The sequence below is a fragment of the Mesorhizobium oxytropidicola genome, assembly GCF_056174625.1.
On record NZ_JBWBWK010000002.1, the window covers coordinates 199843 to 217757 of the forward strand.

A 17915-nucleotide genomic window follows, 5' to 3' on the forward strand; every position below is an offset into this window, starting at 1 on the left:
GGTGGTCGTCATAGCTTCGCATCAAGGGCGCCTTTGTCACTGCCACCTGTTTTGAGGAGGCCCTATGCCCTTTAGCGGGGAGGTGCTCACTCCCGAAGAAATCGCGCTCCTCGGGCGCGTATTTGATCAAACTGGCGTTTCGAACGAAACCGAGGCGGATCGCGAGCAGCATGCATCCGAAATCATCTATCACTAGGGGGTTCGGCGTCACGGATCAGGGGGAGCTCGACAAGCTCGCTCGCAAGACGGTGGTCGCCGCACTACGCTTTCGGCATCGCTGCCAAACTCGGCAACCTCAGCCGATGTCTCTTATAGAGCATGCACAGTTCGGTCGCATTGAGTCTCCGGGAGGTCCTCATCGGCTGCGCTTCGCCCTGCGGGCGACAGACAGCCACCCCGGCCGCGAAAATCCCGCGACGGTGCCCGGACCGGCCCCCATTTTTGGGAGGTGATCCGCGCAGGTACCTGGCGGAAACAATGCGATTCCGTTCCTGACCATATCATAGCCATCGCCCTCTTTCAGCCGTCCGAGCCTTCCGACAGCCGGATCAATGATGACAATCCCCTGGCGAATATTCTTGCTTGAAGAGCGTGACGGTCTACGCCGTCTTGCCATGCTTGGCATGGCATTCTGCCATTCCCTGCCCGCGCTCGCGGCGAAGCGCCGTCACTCTACCGTGCGATGGCCTTGGGAAATACGACAGGCGAACCACAATAGTCGTGTTTGAAGACTTTCCGCGGACCGCGAAAAAAGGAAACGGGAGCCCTTCCGGTTCTTGCAAAGCGCTTGAACTCGCTTTCGTTGGCGAAGGGAGGTCGCCAGCCCAGCCGTTGCGAGTGATCGGCAAACCACTGCAAAACGGTCATTCGCTGCCATATGGCTGCTTCGGGAGCTTCTCGAATACAAACAGCTTGGCTTCGCGCATGGCGCAACGCGCCGGCAACCTCTCCGAATTTGAAGGCCCTGCCAGTTCGCCCGCGCCGCCATCATCGCACGCGCACTCCAGCACAGCCTATGCGAGTCAATAAATCGACTCGCCGGCACTATTGTTTCAGGTGAAATGAATCTAGTTTCAAAGGGTTCGACCGATAGGCTGGGCACAGCTGCGGCCATCACGGCCATTTGACATAAACGCGTCGCCCGATTGAGATTGTCTTGACGGTAGCGTAGTTCGCCATCCATGCCAGTCGAGATGATCATGGGCAATTATCGAGACCATCGCGAGCCCCGCGGGCACCGCCATGACGATGACCCCGTTTCCTTTTCGGAACGGACCTCCGAGCCAAGCTACTTTCAGCGCCCGGCGACCGTGACCGTCCACCCGTCGACGCCGAGGTATTGTGGTTCACAGTCAGCAAGGGTTTTGGCTTCGTCAAACTGTCGGACGGCACGGAGGCCTATCTGCACGTCCGAGTGTTGGAGGCGGCCGGAAGCCGAGATGTTGCCGAGGGCACGCTTCTGAAGGTCACGGTCGAAAAAAGTCCAAAAGGTCATCAAGTCGCGCAGGTGCTGGAGATCGGCGATGAGATCGCGAACACTCCGTCACATACGCGCGTCGCCGGAGGGACCATGGTCGAGACGGGTGCGCAGCTAGAGAGCGGGGGCACGGTCAAGTGGTACAAACCCGAAAAGGGTTTCGGCTTCCAAGCCCCTGACAACGGTGAGAAGGACGTCTTCGTTCATGCCAGCACCCTGACCCGCTCAGGGCTCAGCGTGCTGGTGGAGGGACAAAAGGTGTTTGTCGAATGCGGGCAAGGCAAGAAAGGCTTGGAAGTCCGGAGCATTCGCCCTAGACGGCGCATTGCCACGGCCCGTACGAAGATATTGCAATACACAATTTACGGGTTGGTCTCGACGCCAGACGCCCGCGAGCTGGTCGCAAAATCGCTCGAGGATGTGTCGCGCTGTGTTTCCAGATGTCCGCGGGCACCAATCTGCCTGTTGCCGATCCGAGAGACTGAGCTTCCGCGATCGCGCGCAGTGTCGCGACGGGATTGTCGTGGGCCCTGACCCATTTCGAGCACGTCGAGCGGTTATTGCCCTCGGTCGCCGGCAAGACGGTGCTTACGCGGAGGCGCGCCTGTTGTTGACTATAAAAAAGGCCGGGTAGGCGGCTGGTGTGTGGATAATCAGCGTTGGCGTCTTGCCGATTGCGCCAGCCGGCGCGCACTCTCGCAGCCATGGTGGCGGAGCATGTTGAATTGGCCCTGTTTGAGCAGTCACTCGGGAATATCGAGGGCCTCAATCGACCCTTCTGTGATCGTGTGGCTGACGCCGCAGAAAAAACCGCAGGGTCGGTTCTGTTCGATGTTCGCGTCGACGGCGATACCTGGGTCCAGCGGATGGCTGCGATTGGCTATGGCGAAACCGGCACGGCGATAATAGTGATGGAGAAGAACGGACACCTTAGATGCGCATCGATAAACGGAGACACCGCACTTCTGGTAGCAGAATTGGCCGCCTGGAATGCGTCTCCGCTGAGTGAGCAAGCGAGGCTTGATCACTCCGGAACGGCCAGCATCCTGCTAGCGAAGCTTCGTCGCTCAGGTCACTTCGGCCGTCTCTAGCCGGCCCGGCGCTGCTCTTACCTGGCGGCCAAATTCCTGCTCGACTCCTATAGGGCGCGATGGAGGTATATCGACCAAACTGCGACTTGATCTCCACGTGCGTGCCGCAAGTTTTTCGTGCTCGCTGACCATGTCACCGCTTCGATCTCGCAGCTTAAGCGCCAGGAGGGGGCGCCGCGGGAGATACGTCCTGTGGAACGGGCGTGCGCAGCTATCCCATCAGATTCCATGTGAATTGCCATCCACGTGGCTTTCATGATTGCTGGGTCTAGGTCACGTTCTCGCTTGCTGCCCGAAAAGAATTTCCCGAGCTACGCATACCTGCCTGGCAAACATCCGCATCCTGTGCGCGACCCGTTGGGTCACAGTACGACAGCGACCCGGTGACCGTCGCCGTTGACGAAGCACTCAGCTCAAACGAGTTTCGATGGGGTATCGACCTTTTCAACGACGGTATTACTGGGAAGCTCACGAGGCTTGGGAGCCCATTTGGCACGCTGCGAAAAAAAGCGCTCAGCATCGCCTGCTCTTCAAGGGATTGATTCTGTTAGCGCGGCCGGGGTGAAAATCCGCGAGGCAAAGCGGGTCGCTGCCGCGCGCCATGCGGCAAGGGCTGCAGCGCTTTTTCGCCAGGTGATTGATTTGCCGAACCGGGACTTTGAGGCCGCACTCAGAATGAAACCTGCCGCGCTTGCAGTATATGCCGAAGCGGCCATAACTTCCCCGGCTGTTTTGCGGGAGTCGATGCCTTGGCCAGCCTGAGCCAGTTTTCGATTTCATTCTCGCACCAAAATCCCAGAGCGGCTGATAGGCAAACCCCTTCCGTACCCCTTCAAGCCCTTCCTTATTTCATTGTAGCACTCGCGGCCTGTCATAGGCAGTTCGATAAAGGCAGCTTCAATCCTGACGCAGTCGATCCTGGCGCTAACGCCGGCGCTGGCGTAGCACCCATGGTAGGCGCCGCTTCCATCGTTCACCTCGCGGCAAAGGCACATCGTCCTGCGACCGCTTCTTCCTGCGGGTCTGTCTGTCTCCACCCGGTGCATTCGATGCCTCTGGAACCGGCGCTTCCTCAACCGTTGGCGGCTCGGGAAGCGCCGCGTCGGGCGTGATCACGTGCTTAACGTCGCTTTCTGCTTCACCGATGGCGAGCATGGGCTCAGAACGAACATCTTCACCAGGGAAAATCGGCTGCGGCGTCGCTTCAGCGATCGCATCTTCCGTCTTCGCTTCCGCGACTTCGCTCGAGATGGTGGCCAGGTCGATGCCGCCCCAGATCGACTGTGGCCGCTTCACGAGCCCACGCTTCTGTTTGATCTCGACGACAAAGGGTCGCTTCTGCTGCCTCATAGTGTTCTCGCGGATTTCAGGGAGTTGCGAACGTCGTCTAGGCCGATCGCTACGCCCTTGTCCACCCGCCGCCACGCATTTTCCAACGGTTTCGGAGACGTTTCCGCCGTCCAAGCCACGACTCAAGCGGGTCACCGCCGGCGCCCGGGCCCGACTCCCGATCTCTTGACCGGCTCTCAGCAAGATCGACGACGATCACACATCCAACTGCTGGCAAAACCGCAAGCCTGAGGGGCGTCTGGCGAAGGTTTTCATTTGGCACGGCACTTGCGACCGAGATGGCAGCAGCGCTGGACCGGGGCGCCGCGTGGGAGAAGCCTGGGAAGGGAGGAAGCGCCCGCCCCGACCCGGTCAGGGAGAGAGACAGTGTTAGCTCCAGAGATCCGCAGCGCGAACGCAGGCCCTCATAAACCCCATTTTGCGCGGCTTTACGTGCAGGTGCTTGCCGCAATCGCGCTTGGCGTCGCACTTGGCTATTTCTATCCGGAGATCGGCGAAAGCGTGAAGCCGCTCGGAGATGCATTCATCAAGCTCGTCAAGATGGTCATCGCGCCTGTCATCTTCCTGACAATTGCGACCGGCATCGCCGGCATGAACGATCTTCAGAAGTTGGGCCGGGTCGCCGGGAAGGCGATGTTCTATTTCCTAACCTTCTCGACGCTGGCACTGATCGTCGGCCTCATAGTTGCCAATGTCGTTCAACCCGGGGCCGGCCTCAACATCGATCCGGCCTCGCTCGATGCCCAGGCGGTGAGCACCTATGCCGCAAAGGCGCACCAGCAGTCGGGGATCGGCTTCCTGATGAACATCATCCCGTCAACGGTCGTCGGTGCCTTCGCGGAGGGCGACATCCTGCAGGTCCTGTTCTTCTCGGTTCTGTTCGGCATCGCCCTGGCAAAGGGTGGAGAGACGGGGAAGCCTGTGCTTTCTCTGCTCCAGGCGCTCATCGCGCCGGTGTTCAAGCTGGTCGGCATTCTGATGAAGGCCGCACCGATCGGGGCTTTCGGCGCGATGGCCTTCACCATCGGCAAATATGGAATCGGTTCGATGGTCAACCTCGCCATGCTGGTGGCGACGTTCTATCTCACCGCGTTCCTATTCGTGTTCGGGGTGCTCGGCGCGGTCTGCCGTTACAACGGCTTCTCCATCTTTTCTCTCATTCGCTACATCAAGGAAGAGCTGCTGCTTGTTCTGGCAACGTCCTCTTCGGAGGCCGCGCTCCCCTCGCTCATGGAGAAGATTGAGCGGGCTGGCGCCAAACGTTCTGTCGTGGGTCTCGTCATCCCGGCAGGATATTCATTCAATTTGGACGGCACCAATATTTATATGACGCTGGCCGCCCTCTTCATAGCACAAGCGACGAACACGGATCTGTCGATCGTCGATCAGGTGCTCCTGCTGCTCGTTGCGATGCTTTCCTCAAAGGGTTCTGCAGGCGTAACAGGTGCGGGCTTCATCACGCTTGCTGCTACGCTCGCCGTAGTACCCAGTGTCCCCGTCGCTGGCCTCGCTCTTATCCTTGGCGTCGACCGCTTTATGTCGGAGTGCCGAGCGCTGACGAACTTGGTCGGCAACGCGGTGGCAGCGCTCGTCATCGCCCGCTGGGAGGGCGAATTGGACAAAGCGCAGTTGGAAGCCGCCTTCTCCGGTCATCAGCTTGCGGAGACATTAAACCGGCCGATCGATCGTGCGCCCAGCGCGCCTGCTAAGTGGCCGGGCCCGTGACTAGATCTAACGATCGCCTCGCTGGCCTGAAAAAGCGCTTGGCCGCTAAATGCCATCAGGAGCGTTAAAAGCGGTGAGTGCATATTATAAGTGGCCTAAGCAAACCGAATCGTATTCTGATACGCGCTCGCAGTGCTGTCCACGATAATGATGTCGACCACGGGCATGCCTCGGGCGTTGTCACGTTGTTTGAAATGTGGCCGCGTGAGGCCGACACCGCGCTTTTCAGGCAGGCCGTGCACTCACGGCTTCCCACGCGGCCATGGCTTGGCGTCGATGGGTTCGAATTTGTGCTGCCGAGCGGTTGGTCTGGGAGGGGACGAAGAGATTTCGGACGGCGGAGAAGATCGACACGAAATGCTGCAATGAGCCGACCGACCGGAAACCCTGTCGCGTTCGTTCCCGTTTTCGGAACGGCAGGTGAGAATTCTCCGCCCGGTTGTTCAAGCCTTTATGCGAGCGGTGTTCCACGTTCGGCATGAGCTGGCGTTTGGCCGCCCCGTAGGAGCGCAATTTGTCGGTGATCATACGCTTTGGCGGCAGACCCTGCTTCTTCAGAAGTCGCGTCAGCAGGCGCCTGGCGCCCTTGGTGTTGCGACGCGTCTGGACAATCTCGTCGAGCACATATCCGTCCTGATCAACCGCTCTCCACAACCAGCATTTCTGACCGTTGATGCGCACCACGACTTCATCCAGATGCCAGACATCGTCTTTCGTCGGCGACTTGCGGCGTATGCGGCGCGCATAATCAGGGCCGTGCTTTCGGCACCATCGGCGGATGGTCTCGTAGGAAACGACGATCCCGCGATCGAGCAGCATTTCCTCGACATCGCGCAGGCTCAGATTGAAGCGGAAGTAGAGCCAGACAGCACGGGCCACGATTTCGATCGGATAGCGGTGGTTCTTGTAGGTCGGTGCACTCACGGTCATGGGCGCGCTGCTACCTCAATTTCCTTACCCCTCAATCAATGTGACAGCACCGGGCCTCCTCAAACCCCGAAATAAGCAGAGCATCCTCGGGATGAAGAGGGCGCTTGTTGAGCCTTCTGGATCGAGTTGACTGAGCCGTCTGCGGCGCCGAGCCGGCCGGCATTGCTCCACCACCTCCACCTGAATTGGCGATCTCGCTCAGTTGCCGCTCAAATGCCGCCGCACCTGCGGACGGAGCCGCACGTGAGCTCTCTTGCAGGCCGTTCCTGTTCGATTGTCCGCGCACCCGCTTGGTCGAGGTGAAATCCATCCGTTCTCACTTTCAGCAATATAAGCCAGCTTGAAGCTGGGCTTGGATCTGACATAGGGAAGCTGTCGAGAACCTGACGACAACGTGCCCGCCAGACAGTTTGGTGGTAAGCGCGAATTTCCCCGCACCTTTTGGTGTTGAGTGCTCTGATGCATGAGGTGTCCACCAAAATAGGTGGACACCTTGTGATGGAAGAAGATGATCAGAAACTGCTGGTAAGGCTTGTTGGTCGGAACGGGCGACGCCGATACGACCCTGCATCAAAGGACCGTCTTGTCTCGGCCTGCCTTGAGCCTAGCGTGTCGGTGTCGAGGCTTGCACTCGAACATGGGGTCAATGCGAACCTTCTTCGGAAGTGGATAAAGAAGGGCACGGAGACCCAGTCCCGGTTGGTTATAGCCAATCCGATCCTGGTCCGGGCCATCGCCTGGGCCAAGGTCAAGACCGACAAGATCGACGCGGCAGTGCTGGCGAAGCTTCATGCGAGTGGCTTTCTGCCTGAAGTCTGGATGCCGGACGAGGAAACCGAGACGCGTCGTCGCGTGGTGGCCGAACGAACGCAGCTCGTCTCCCAGATGACCCGTCTCAAAAACCGAATCCATTCCGTTCTGCACGCCAACCTGATCCCGCCCTACAAGGGCACCCTGTTCTCAAAGCGGGGCAGGGCTTGGCTGGAGGCTCAGCCGCTCGCCGAGGATCAGCGCCGTGTCGTCCTTCGCCATGCCGGTGAACTCGATCGCCTTGGTGGTGAGCTTGCACAAGTAGACAAGAGTCTCGCGCAGACGGCCCTCCAGGAGCCTCGGGTCAAGCGACTGATGACGATCACCGGCGTGAACGTCACGGTCGCGCTGAGTATCGTGGCGGCCATTGGCGATGTCGAACGGTTCTCATCACCGGAAAAGCTTGTCAGCTATTTTGGGCTCAACCCGCGGGTCCGGCAGTCCGGCGACAAGCCGGCCTATCACGGCCGCATCACCAAACAAGGCCGAGCCCACGCGCGGTCGATGCTGGTCGAGGCGGCGTGGGTCATTTCCGGCGTGCCTGGCCCGCTGCGGGCCTTCTTCATGCGCATCCGCGACAAGCGAGGTAAGCACGTTGCCGCGGTCGCGACTGCGCGCAAGCTGGCGGTCATCGTCTGGCACATGCTGACCAAGGACGAAAACTACATCTGGAGCCGCTCGGCGCTGCTGGATTGGAAGCTCCGAAAGCTGGAATTGACCGCCGGCTATCCATCTCATCGCGGCGGCAGGGCAAAGGAATCTGCTGCCGACTACAGCAACAAGTCGGTACGCGAGAGCGAGCGCGAGACGATCGGCAACGCCGAGGAAGTCTACCGTCGCTTCGTCGCTACATGGAAACAGCAATCGCCGAAGGGGCGCTCGGGCGCCGCACATGAGGTGCGACGATCATAGGGTGCGCGACAGGGTTGCAACCTCGACCCTGTTCTTCGCCACCCGGTCACCCGAGCCGCGACAGAATAACAAAAACAGCTTCGCCGATCCATCCCGCAGCCGGCGAACGATAGCGACGTGCTCGCTCCGTCAAGGCCAAGTCGTGCATACTGCTCGCTGGCCTGCCGGCCAGCCCTGACTTTGCTGCGCGCGCCGCGGTCTCGACCGTCTGCCGGGACAGAACGCCCTGAGAGCACACTTCCAGGACATCAGAGCAGAACGGCCCTTGTCAAATACATCCGTGAGGTATTGGCTCTTGCGGATATGGATCGGTGGTTTGTGTGATCGCTCCCGCAGACGGCTTTCAGTATCGCAGGAAATGATTGCCTCACGATTGGTCTGACTGCCGTCGACGACGATGCGGTTCGGGCGTCCATGGTGTGCAAGCGCCTTGCGCAGGAAGCGTTTGGCCGCCGGAAGATCACGGTGTTCGCTGAAGAAGAATTCGACCGTGTCGCCGACGCTGTCGATGGCGCGGTAAAGGTACATCCAACGGCCGCGAACCTTGATATAGGTCTCGTCCATATGCCACTTGCCGGTGACGGTCCGCTTGCGTTTGTTGAAACGCTCCAGAAGCTGGGGCGAGAAGTGGACGACCCAACGATGCACGGTGGAGTGGTCGACGTTCAGGCCTCGCTCGGCCATCATCTCTTCCAGATCACGCAAGCTCAGATTGTAGGCCAGATACCACCGCACGCACTGAAGGATCACGGATCGATCGAAGTGCCTGCCTTTGAACATTGGGCGCTCCCGAAAATCGAAGAGCTGTCATGCCCCAGTCAAGTTACCGAAAAGTTTGCGACACATCCCGATAGCGTGGCGATCAGGCTGATAAAGTGGTGGTCGCGCCGAAACCGCAATTCGGACAACAGCTGGGGGCAATCTGCGGCCGGACCGTCAGCGTGATAGTGTCGCGTTCTTCGAGCACAGCCTGGTTGTCTGCGGCAACCCCCACATTCGGATAGCGCGAAGCGAGTTTGCCGCGATCTCTTCGTTGGAAGGCGACAACAAGATCGATACCGGATCGCCCTTGATGGGATTTCAGCCGATAACAATGGCGAAGTAAGCGCATGGCTGCCGACGAAGCCAAGTTTGATTGGGTACCCCACGAGCGTTGCTTCTCCGGATGGTCCGGGGATCACCATGGCCCCTGCTCCAGTCTGATCTCGTAATTAAGCGACCGCTTCGCCCCCGGTGCGACCAGCATCAGGCCCGGCTTATCGATGAAGTTGCCATCGAAGTCCACAGGGCTTGCTATGCCATGCCAGGGTTCGATGCACAGGAACGGGGCGCCGCCCGGCTTTGACCAGATGCCCAGTTCTGAAAATCCCTGCCATGATACTTCGATCGCCGGACCACGCTCGGCCGCGTAGCGCACGCTGGTGCTTGCGGGACGATCCAGGATGACGGCGTCGTCATCGAACAGCCGTTCGGATAGTGCAAGCGTCCTGCCTTCGATGGGCGTCGGCCGCGGTGCTGCGAGCAGGAGGCCATCGCTAAGGCGAGGAACTGGCGCCGGCTCATCATCGGCAAATGTCAGGTGGTAGGCCTCCTTAGGTAACTCCGACAGCAACGGCCAATTGAACGCCGGGTGCGCGCCGATTGAGGCCGGCAACAGCTCGTCGCCTATGTTGGTGACCTCGAAGGTCACCCCGAGTTGCTGGCGTTCCAGCGTGTAAGTCACGGCCAGGCGAAACGCGAAGGGGTAGTGCGCGCGGCTGTCGGCGTCGTCGGTAAGAACCAGCGTGCAGGATCGAGGTCCCCTGTCCGCCCACACAAAAGGCTTGTCGCGCGCGAAGCCGTGCTGCTTCATCGTATAGGTCTGGCCGCGGTGACGCAGTTGATCGCCCTTCAGCCGGCCGACAATCGGAAACAGCAACGGAGAATGGCGCCGCCAGGCCGGACCGGCCTGCCAGAGGAACTCAAATCCTTGCGCATCCTGCAGCGACACCAGTTCGGCGCCCTGGCCGACTATAACAGCCGAGATGCCGTCGCCATGAAGGGTTTGACTGTCTTGTGGCACATATCCTCGCGGGCCGCTGTTGAAGGCCGGTGCTGTGGCAGACTAGCAAAAGCTCTTGGCGACTCAAGGTGTGGCCGGGTTTTGCGAGAACAAATTGTGGCCGGAGGATCTCTCCGGTTACCTCGCTATCGCCGCACAACGGACAGTCGCTGCTCACGCTCCCCAGTGAAATTCAGCAGCAACTGGCAGATGTTGATGAAGTGACGAGCGTCTGTTCCACTCCGACCAATCGGTTGAGTTATTCTCCAGAGTGCGAACTTTGATCAATCGCAGCCGGTGACGTGTCTGCTATGAACAGGAATTGGCGAAATCCGCCTCGTCCTGTTGCCCCAGTTTGCCGTAGCGAAGCGGGCCGCCTTCGAGAAGCGTTGTTCGTCCACCAGCCGCCCGCAGCACGGCATCGCCGGCCGCAGTATCCCATTCCATACTACGACCGAAGCGCGGATAAAGATCAGCCGCTCCGCTCGCCAAAAGGCAGAACTTCAACGAAGAGCCCACAGAGACGATCTCCGCGCCCGGGAACCTGGCGATGAATTCGTCGGTCTCGGGCGTGCGGTGGGGGCGGCTCGCGACGATGGTGAGCCGCTTGGCTGCCCTTCGTACGGATATCTTGCGGCGGGCCGCCGGCTGGAAATCCGGCGCAATTGATACCTCGGTCGCTTCGCCCGGACGGCCGGAGTACAACACACCCTTTGCCGGAGCATAAACTACGCCTAATTCCGGAACGCCTTGGCGGACAAGCGCGATATTCACCGTGAAGTCGCTGTTGCGGTTGATGAATCCCTTGGTGCCGTCGAGCGGATCGATCAGCAGGATCGCATCGCCTTCGAGCACCGGCACCACGCCGGCGGCGATTTCCTCTTCCGCCACACAAGTTACGCCGGCCAGCGCCTCGCGCAGCCCTTCAAGGATCACCCGCTCAGCCGCACGGTCCGCCTCGGTCACCGACGAGGCATCCGCCTGGATGTGTCGCAAACTTTTCGGTAACTTGACTGGGGCATGACAGCTCTTCGATTTTCGGGAGCGCTCAATGTTCAAAGGCAGGCACTTCGATCGATCCGTGATCCTTCAGTGCGTGCGGTGGTATCTGGCCTACAATCTGAGCTTGCGTGATCTGGAAGAGATGATGGCCGAGCGAGGCCTGAACGTCGACCACTCCACCGTGCATCGTTGGGTCGTCCACTTCTCGCCCCAGCTTCTGGAGCGTTTCAACAAACGCAAGCGGACCGTCACCGGCAAGTGGCATATGGACGAGACCTATATCAAGGTTCGCGGCCGTTGGATGTACCTTTACCGCGCCATCGACAGCGTCGGCGACACGGTCGAATTCTTCTTCAGCGAACACCGTGATCTTCCGGCGGCCAAACGCTTCCTGCGCAAGGCGCTTGCACACCATGGACGCCCGAACCGCATCGTCGTCGACGGCAGTCAGACCAATCGTGAGGCAATCATTTCCTGCGATACTGAAAGCCGTCTGCGGGAGCGATCACACAAACCACCGATCCATATCCGCAAGAGCCAATACCTCACGGATCGAACAGGATCACCGGCGCATCAAGCGCCGCGTTCGATCCATGCTCGGCTTCAAGTCTATGGAGAATGCCCAGATCACCCTCTCCGGCATCGAGCTGGTCCACATGATGCGAAAGCGACAGGCGAGGTTCGCCTACAATCCGAGTCCGTCAATTGCCGAGCAATTCGAAATGCTCACCGCCTGATCAATGCTCCCAGGCGACGCTCTTCCCGTCCACATCCCGGAATTGCGACAGAGCCCCGCCGCGCGACGGGCGCTCGACCTTGTGCAGGATCTCTTCGATCTCGCCGACCGTGTCGGCATGAAGGTGGTTGAGCTTCAGGAACACTGGCCCCTTGCCGGACTGTAGTTCGTTGTAGAATTCCTGCATCATCTGTCCCGACCAGTAGTCGCTTTCGATGAAGCGATTGCCTTCACTGTTGGCGGTATAGGCTCCGAACGGACCGGCCACGTAAGCGCAAGCCGGGCCGTTATAGTCCTTGATCAGCGGATTGATCTGATAGCATTCGAGACGAGCGCGGCACCCGCATGGTAGGCCATGGCATAGCCGTCCCCGGAATTGGTCGGATTCTCATAGGTTCCGAAGAGATAGCCGGAATGCGGCAATCCGAGCCGGCCCGCCGCGCCCATGCACAGGATCACGGTCTTGGCACGCAGCACGAGGAATTCAGCCGTGCGCGTGTTCACAGCAGTGGCGCCCGCGATCCTGCCGTCGTTGGCGGTCAACAGGCGCGTTGCCATGAAGCGGTTGGAGACCAATATCCTTTCGCGCTTGATCTGCCGGTAGAGCGCCTTCTTGACGGTATCGCCATTCGGCATAGGCAGCACATAGGTTCCCAGATGGTGGACCTTCTTCAGGTCGAAATCGCCATTGGCGTTCTTCTGGAAACGGATGCCGAAACGGTCAAGTTCCTGGATGATGTCATAGCAGCGCGAGGCATATTTGAAGACCGGCGCCTGATCGACGATGCCGTCATTGGCGATGGTGATCTCCTTGGTGTATTGCTCGGGCGTCGCATATCCCGGGACGACGGCGCTGTTCAGCCCGTCCATGCCCATGCAGATAGCTCCCGAACGCTTCACATTGGCCTTTCGAGCAGGACGACATTCAGAGCGGGATTTTTCTGCTTTGCCTTGAGCGCCGCCATCGGTCCGGCTGTGCCGCCGCCGATCACCAGCACATCGCAGGTGACTTCCGACAGCCCTTCGACAAAATTATCCATTCTCGTTCCTCAAGCCTCAGAATCGGCGATTTGGCGATGAAGTCGTGGTGCGCATCAACGGTCAGAAGTGCTGGTTGTGGAGAGCGGTTGATCAGGACGGATATGTGCTCGACGAGATTGTCCAGACGCGTCGCAACACCAAGGGCGCCAGGCGCCTGCTGACGCGACTTCTGAAGAAGCAGGGTCTGCCGCCAAAGCGTATGATCACCGACAAATTGCGCTCCTACGGGGCGGCCAAACGCCAGCTCATGCCGAACGTGGAACACCGCTCGCATAAAGGCTTGAACAACCGGGCGGAGAATTCTCACCTGCCGTTCCGAAAACGGGAACGAACGCGACAGGGTTTCCGGTCGGTCGGCTCATTGCAGCATTTCGTGTCGATCTTCTCCGCCGTCCGAAATCTCTTCGTCCCCTCCCAGACCAACCGCTCGGCAGCACAAATTCGAACCCATCGACGCCAAGCCATGGCCGCGTGGGAAGCCGTGAGTGCACGGCCTGCCTGAAAAGCGCGGTGTCGGCCTCACGCGGCCACATTTCAAACAACGTGACAACGCCCGAGGAACAGATACTCAGCCTGCTCCCAGAATGGGACCAGCGCCCGGTCGTTGATGCCTTGCAGGCAATGCGGCATCGCGCTGATCAATGCCGTGGTGCTGGTCGCGGAGGTCGGCGACTTCACACGCTTCTCAAGCCCACGCCAGCTCATGGCCTATTTCGGCCTGGTCCCTGGTGAGCAATTGAGTGGCGAGACCGTCTGGCGCGGCGGCATCACCAAGACCGGCAACACCCATGCCCGGCGCGCGCTGGTCGAAGGCGCCTGGGCTTACCGGATGAGGGCACGCATCGGCCGGCACAAGGTCGACCGGATCGAGGCGTTGCCAAAAGTCGTTCGCGACATCGGATGGAAAGCGCAGGTTCGGCTGTGCACCCGATACCGTCGGCTGAGTGCGCGCGGCAGAACGCCAACGTCGTCACCGTCGCCATCGCACGCGAGATGGTGGGCTTCATCTGGTCGATCGCCTGCACGGTTCAAGCCGCGCCAAAGGCGGCGTGACCGCTATTTGACAGACAGCCAGCAGAGGAGATGCAAACCCCAAGATCAGCCTCGGCGCGATATGCGGCGCTGGAGGTGGGACAATGCCGGGGAGCCCTCGTCTCCACTATGAGCCTCGACGCTCGCCACCTAGACAGAGGCAGCCCCAAACGAAACCAGGTCATGGGGCCCGACCCGCGGATGAGAGATTGTTGACCGACGTTCAAGTCCCGCCTCTTGCACCTCATATCCGCCGTACATGGGCCTCGACCGCCGATCGGATCGGCTGGCCGCAGCTTATCAAAGGCCATTGTCAGCAATCATGAGAGTGGATTGATCGAGACAAAAGAGTCCGGCGGGGATTCCATCCTGGAGCGTGGCATGCGAGGCTGCCGGGATGCGCACAGGTATCGGCATCGACGTTACGGCATCGGACAGGACGCGGCTTGAGGCGATCGTTTTGGCGCGAAGTTCGCGCGCCTGACGGCGGCGATGATTTCGTCGGGATCGGCCTTCCAGATGAAGGGCCTCGGCTCTTGGTTGTGCTCCGTGATGAAGCGGTTGATGGCGGCCTGGAGATCGACGACGGGGTGGAAGACGCCGTGTTTCAGGCGCCGGCGCGTCCGAGAGATAGGGCTCGACCATTTCGCCTTGCCAGACGACGAACTCACCCTAGCGCAGACTGCCGGGCGCCTGCGGCGTAATCGCTGGGTTACTCGGCCGACACCTGCAAAACCCTGATCGGTTTCGGCGCGTCGGCTATCGGGCGTGTCGGCGAGGGTTACGTCCAAAACGATGTTACACGCGATTCGTACACCCACCACATCGCAGCTGGCCGTCTGGCGACGTCGAAGGGCTACCGTCTCGCTGACGAAGACCGCGTGCGAGCCGCAATCATCGAGCGGCTGATGTGCAATCTCGCGGTCGATGTGCCGGCAATCTGTGCCGCCCACGGATTTGATCCGATGCGTCTTCTCTTTCCAGCTGAACGCTTGGCGATGCTGGCCGAGGACGGGATCGTGGACATCGAAAGCGGTTTCATCCGCGTGCCGCAGGAGCATCGCTTTGTAATTCGCGCTGTTGCTGCCGCATTCGATGCATTTCTCGATCGGGTTGCCCGGTCCAAGCAGCGTATTCGGATCGGCTTCAACCGGTGCCCGGAGCGCACAACCTGACGCAGGGTGAACCGACGTCGCGCAAACATCGCCGAAGCTTTCAGGTTGCTGTCAGCTACGGCTGCCAGAAGGTTGTAATCTGAACAACCAAAGAAGGGACCCCAGATGGAGATCTCAGCACTTTTTCTGAACGTGACCGCCGTCGGCCCCGCACTGGCCGGCGGGAAATGGGACGTGCCGATCGCCAAATCGCAATCGCGCGAAGCGCTGCAGACCAAGCCTGAAGCTGACGGACGGCAGATCCGTTCGATCAAGGATCAGGAAGACGGCTGCCACACGGCTTATGCCGTCGGCTCGAAGGAGGGGTAATTCGTGAATCGCTGCACTTCATTCCCAATTTTGACTTTTGGCGCTTTCTGCGCCACGTCGGCCGTCGCCACGGCGGCGGATCAAACCATCTATGCTGCGCCAGACAGGAGCGTCGTGTTTGTTGGTGGCGTCGGCTACACCTGGCTAAAAGGTAACGAGCTTTTCTACGATGACGAGGGCAATGTTGTCAGCAAATTGATCTGGGAAACCGACGCGCCGGTTCTGACCACCAGCCTCAAGGCGGAGGTCTGGAACAACTGGACAATTTCAGCTAACGCCGTCTTCGGTTTCTCCGGCAACAGCCATATGAAAGACTATGATTGGTCCGACCTTGCGCCGAGCTTTGCTGAAGGGGATTGGTCGCATCGCTCGATCCACCCCGACACCGACCTTGTCCACTACATCAATTTTGATATCGCAGCAGGCCGAGACTTCGCGATCAACGATGCCACGACCATCAACCTTCATGGTGGCTTCAAATACACCAACGTGAAGTGGAACGCCTTTGGTGGCCCGTACACTTATAGTAAGTATGCCTTCCGGGACAGTGTCGGCAACTTCCCCGATCGCCAACTCGGCAGCAGCTACGAGCAGCGCTATCCTGGCCTTTTCCTTGGCGCGGAAGCGGCCACGACGCTCGGCAACTGGACGCTCTCGGGCCTGCTCCGCAGCGGCTTCACCGTTGATGCAAGCGATGTTGACCATCACTGGGTCCGTGGCCTGCGATTTGAGGCAGACCTCGACACGGTGCCGTTCATCTCGGTCGGCGCCAAGACCGGTTATCAGATGACCGATCGCGCCAGCTTCTTCCTGGCCGGCAATTTCGATAAGTATTTCCACGAGAAAGGCGATAGGGCGGTGTACGATATAGCGACCGGCAAACGAGGAACCGAAGAGTTTGTCGCCGGCATCGACTTCTATGCCCTTACCCTGTCGGCCAGCTTCAAGCTGACCTTCTAAAGCCGTGGAGCCACGGAAACGGCGGCCCAGCGTCAGCCACATGGAGAAATGCCTTCACTTGCAGTCTGGGATCACCGCCCAGGCTGCTCGATCATAGAGCCACGCCGCTCATAACCACTCAGATTTGATAATGGCCAAACGTCCCACAATTGTCGATCTTGCCCGCGAAGCCGGGGTCAGTGTTGCAACGGTCGATCGGGTTCTGAACGCCCGCCTTCCTGTGCGCGAGGAGACTGCGCGGCGCGTCCACGAAGCAGCCCACGCGATCGGCTATCATAATGCCGGTCTCATCAAGCACCGCTTGAAGCGGCACCTGCCGCACTACCGGCTGGGCTTCATCTTGAGAAAACCGGCCCAGCATTTCTACCAAGAGTTCGCGCGCGAGGTCGAGGCCTCGGTAAGTTTGTCCCAATCCTTCCTCGGCATTCCGCTCATCGAATTTGCTCCGTCACATTTGCCCGGGGATCTGATCCCGCTCCTTAAGAGCCTTGGGAACCGCTGCGATGCGATCGCCATGGTGGCGCCGGACCACCCGAAGATCACGGCAGCGGTCGAGGAGCTCAAGGCGAAAGGCATCCCGGTGTTCTCGCTGCTTTCTGACTTCGCCTGCGGGGTGCGCGAGGGTTACATCGGTCTTAATAATCGCAAAGTCGGGCGGACGGCCGCTTGGATGTTTTCCAAGGCCGCCAAACGGCCTGGGAAGGTGGCCGTGTTTGTTGGCAGCCACCGTTTCCAGGGGCATGAGCTCCGGGAGGTCGCCTTTCGTTCCTATTTCCGTGAGAACGCACCTACCTTCGAAGTGCTCGATACGCTCGTGAACCTGGAAGAGCGGCAGATCACTTACGAAGCCATGCTGGATCTCATTCAGCGGGAACCTGAGCTCGTGGGCTTCTATATGGCCGGCGGGGGCATGGAGGGCGCTATCTCCGCGCTGCGCGAAGAGGGCAAAGGTGTGGATCTTGTCGCGATCGTGAATGAAATCACGCCCGAGTCGCGGGCAGCGCTCGCAGATGAAATCGTCACCATGGCCGTCGCCACTCCACTGCGTCGGCTTTGCCAGGAGCTGATGTTACTCATAGACCGAGGCATCAAGACCGGCACCGCGGAAATGCCGGGCGAGACATTTCTGCCGTTCGACATCTATGTCCCGGAAAACATCTGACATTGATGTGTTTCTATCACGGAGCCCAAATTCCTTTCATAAATGCAAGGAACGCTCGATTGACTGGCTTGCTTCAATCAGGCTTGTGCATCGGCCTGCGCTGGGGGGCGCGGCATAAGCCAGACAGGCAAACTGGCGGCCGCACTTCTGAAAGGAAAGCCA

General features: G+C 59.7%; 15 protein-coding genes and 7 pseudogenes. 14 read left to right on the forward strand and 8 right to left on the reverse strand.

What is annotated here, in order from left to right; genetic code table 11:
• The first annotated feature begins 1339 nt into the window (after positions 1–1339).
• The 3 genes from AC0V8S_RS36375 to AC0V8S_RS36385 all read left to right on the forward strand — a co-directional run bounded on the left by AC0V8S_RS36375 (position 1340) and on the right by AC0V8S_RS36385 (position 3133).
• The gene (locus AC0V8S_RS36375) at positions 1340–2011 is read left to right on the forward strand and encodes a cold-shock protein (RefSeq protein ID WP_475439078.1); all 672 of its coding nucleotides are present in this window, start codon (positions 1340–1342) and stop codon (positions 2009–2011) included.
• Positions 2012–2181: 170 nt separating this feature from the next.
• A complete protein-coding gene (locus tag AC0V8S_RS36380) occupies positions 2182–2568 on the forward strand; it encodes a hypothetical protein (protein WP_183455455.1) in 387 nt (128 codons plus the stop codon).
• A gap of 427 nt (positions 2569–2995) precedes the next feature.
• Positions 2996–3133 carry a DUF309 domain-containing protein gene (locus AC0V8S_RS36385; RefSeq protein WP_475439079.1) on the forward strand — a complete coding sequence of 46 codons (138 nt, stop codon included), beginning with the start codon at positions 2996–2998 and terminating at the stop codon, positions 3131–3133.
• Positions 3134–3492: 359 nt separating this feature from the next.
• On the opposite strand, the gene AC0V8S_RS36390 is transcribed toward AC0V8S_RS36385, so the two are convergent.
• Entirely contained in the window at positions 3493–3918 is a 426-nt protein-coding gene (locus tag AC0V8S_RS36390) for a hypothetical protein (protein ID WP_475439080.1), read from the reverse strand.
• 366 nt (positions 3919–4284) lie between these two features.
• On the opposite strand from AC0V8S_RS36390, the gene AC0V8S_RS36395 reads away from it, so the two are divergent.
• Positions 4285–5643: a dicarboxylate/amino acid:cation symporter gene (locus tag AC0V8S_RS36395; RefSeq protein ID WP_475439081.1), complete on the forward strand. Its 1359-nt coding sequence runs from the start codon at positions 4285–4287 to the stop codon at positions 5641–5643.
• Positions 5644–5868: 225 nt separating this feature from the next.
• On the opposite strand, the gene AC0V8S_RS36400 is transcribed toward AC0V8S_RS36395, so the two are convergent.
• Complete coding sequence (locus AC0V8S_RS36400) at positions 5869–6573, reverse strand: IS6 family transposase (protein WP_475439082.1); 705 nt, start codon at positions 6571–6573, stop codon at positions 5869–5871.
• Positions 6574–7071: 498 nt separating this feature from the next.
• On the opposite strand from AC0V8S_RS36400, the gene AC0V8S_RS36405 reads away from it, so the two are divergent.
• Positions 7072–8295: an IS110 family RNA-guided transposase gene (locus AC0V8S_RS36405; RefSeq protein WP_475439083.1), complete on the forward strand. Its 1224-nt coding sequence runs from the start codon at positions 7072–7074 to the stop codon at positions 8293–8295.
• Positions 8296–8571: 276 nt separating this feature from the next.
• On the opposite strand, the pseudogene AC0V8S_RS36410 reads toward AC0V8S_RS36405, so the two are convergent.
• From AC0V8S_RS36410 to cysQ, 3 genes and pseudogenes are all read right to left on the reverse strand, one after another.
• Positions 8572–9075: pseudogene (locus tag AC0V8S_RS36410) on the reverse strand (IS6 family transposase); the annotation flags it as partial.
• Between the two features lie 397 nt (positions 9076–9472).
• On the reverse strand, positions 9473–10357 hold the full coding sequence (locus AC0V8S_RS36415; RefSeq protein WP_475439084.1) for an aldose 1-epimerase family protein: 885 nt from the start codon (positions 10355–10357) through the stop codon (positions 9473–9475).
• A 288-nt stretch (positions 10358–10645) separates the two neighbouring features.
• A complete protein-coding gene (cysQ, locus tag AC0V8S_RS36420; protein ID WP_348524815.1) occupies positions 10646–11302 on the reverse strand; it encodes a 3'(2'),5'-bisphosphate nucleotidase CysQ in 657 nt (218 codons plus the stop codon).
• Between the two features lie 85 nt (positions 11303–11387).
• Here cysQ and AC0V8S_RS36425 point away from each other — a divergent pair.
• Together AC0V8S_RS36425 and AC0V8S_RS36430 are read left to right on the forward strand one after the other, a co-directional pair.
• Positions 11388–11780, forward strand: a pseudogene (locus AC0V8S_RS36425) (IS6 family transposase); the annotation flags it as partial.
• On the forward strand, positions 11752–12075 hold the full coding sequence (locus tag AC0V8S_RS36430; RefSeq protein ID WP_244662109.1) for a DDE-type integrase/transposase/recombinase: 324 nt from the start codon (positions 11752–11754) through the stop codon (positions 12073–12075). The pseudogene AC0V8S_RS36425 and the gene AC0V8S_RS36430, both read left to right, overlap by 29 nt.
• Before the next feature lie 57 nt (positions 12076–12132).
• Here the strand turns inward: AC0V8S_RS36430 and AC0V8S_RS36435 are convergent.
• Positions 12133–13114 (reverse strand): annotated as a pseudogene (locus AC0V8S_RS36435) (fumarate reductase/succinate dehydrogenase flavoprotein subunit); the annotation flags it as partial.
• Positions 13115–13149: 35 nt separating this feature from the next.
• Here AC0V8S_RS36435 and AC0V8S_RS36440 point away from each other — a divergent pair.
• Positions 13150–13617, forward strand: a pseudogene (locus AC0V8S_RS36440) (IS6 family transposase); the annotation flags it as partial.
• A gap of 32 nt (positions 13618–13649) precedes the next feature.
• On the opposite strand, the gene AC0V8S_RS36445 reads toward AC0V8S_RS36440, so the two are convergent.
• The gene (locus AC0V8S_RS36445; protein WP_183455496.1) at positions 13650–13820 is read right to left on the reverse strand and encodes a hypothetical protein; all 171 of its coding nucleotides are present in this window, start codon (positions 13818–13820) and stop codon (positions 13650–13652) included.
• Here AC0V8S_RS36445 and AC0V8S_RS36450 point away from each other — a divergent pair.
• Both AC0V8S_RS36450 and AC0V8S_RS36455 read left to right on the forward strand, forming a co-directional pair.
• Positions 13765–13893, forward strand: a pseudogene (locus AC0V8S_RS36450) (transposase); the annotation flags it as partial. The gene AC0V8S_RS36445 and the pseudogene AC0V8S_RS36450 sit on opposite strands and share 56 nt — an antisense overlap.
• Before the next feature lie 122 nt (positions 13894–14015).
• Positions 14016–14168, forward strand: a complete 153-nt coding sequence (locus tag AC0V8S_RS36455) for a hypothetical protein (RefSeq protein ID WP_244662219.1) — start codon at positions 14016–14018, stop codon at positions 14166–14168.
• 401 nt (positions 14169–14569) lie between these two features.
• Here AC0V8S_RS36455 and AC0V8S_RS36460 read toward each other — a convergent pair.
• Positions 14570–14770, reverse strand: a pseudogene (locus tag AC0V8S_RS36460) (hypothetical protein); the annotation flags it as partial.
• 1 nt (position 14771) lies between these two features.
• On the opposite strand from AC0V8S_RS36460, the pseudogene AC0V8S_RS36465 reads away from it, so the two are divergent.
• The 4 genes and pseudogenes from AC0V8S_RS36465 to AC0V8S_RS36480 all read left to right on the forward strand — a co-directional run.
• A pseudogene (locus AC0V8S_RS36465) lies at positions 14772–15322 on the forward strand (oxygen-independent coproporphyrinogen III oxidase); the annotation flags it as partial.
• Positions 15323–15427: 105 nt separating this feature from the next.
• Positions 15428–15631: a PepSY domain-containing protein gene (locus AC0V8S_RS36470; protein WP_183455302.1), complete on the forward strand. Its 204-nt coding sequence runs from the start codon at positions 15428–15430 to the stop codon at positions 15629–15631.
• A 3-nt stretch (positions 15632–15634) separates the two neighbouring features.
• Positions 15635–16591: an omptin family outer membrane protease gene (locus AC0V8S_RS36475; protein ID WP_475439085.1), complete on the forward strand. Its 957-nt coding sequence runs from the start codon at positions 15635–15637 to the stop codon at positions 16589–16591.
• A 130-nt stretch (positions 16592–16721) separates the two neighbouring features.
• On the forward strand, positions 16722–17753 hold the full coding sequence (locus AC0V8S_RS36480; protein ID WP_183455300.1) for a LacI family DNA-binding transcriptional regulator: 1032 nt from the start codon (positions 16722–16724) through the stop codon (positions 17751–17753).
• The last annotated feature ends 162 nt before the right edge of the window (positions 17754–17915 follow it).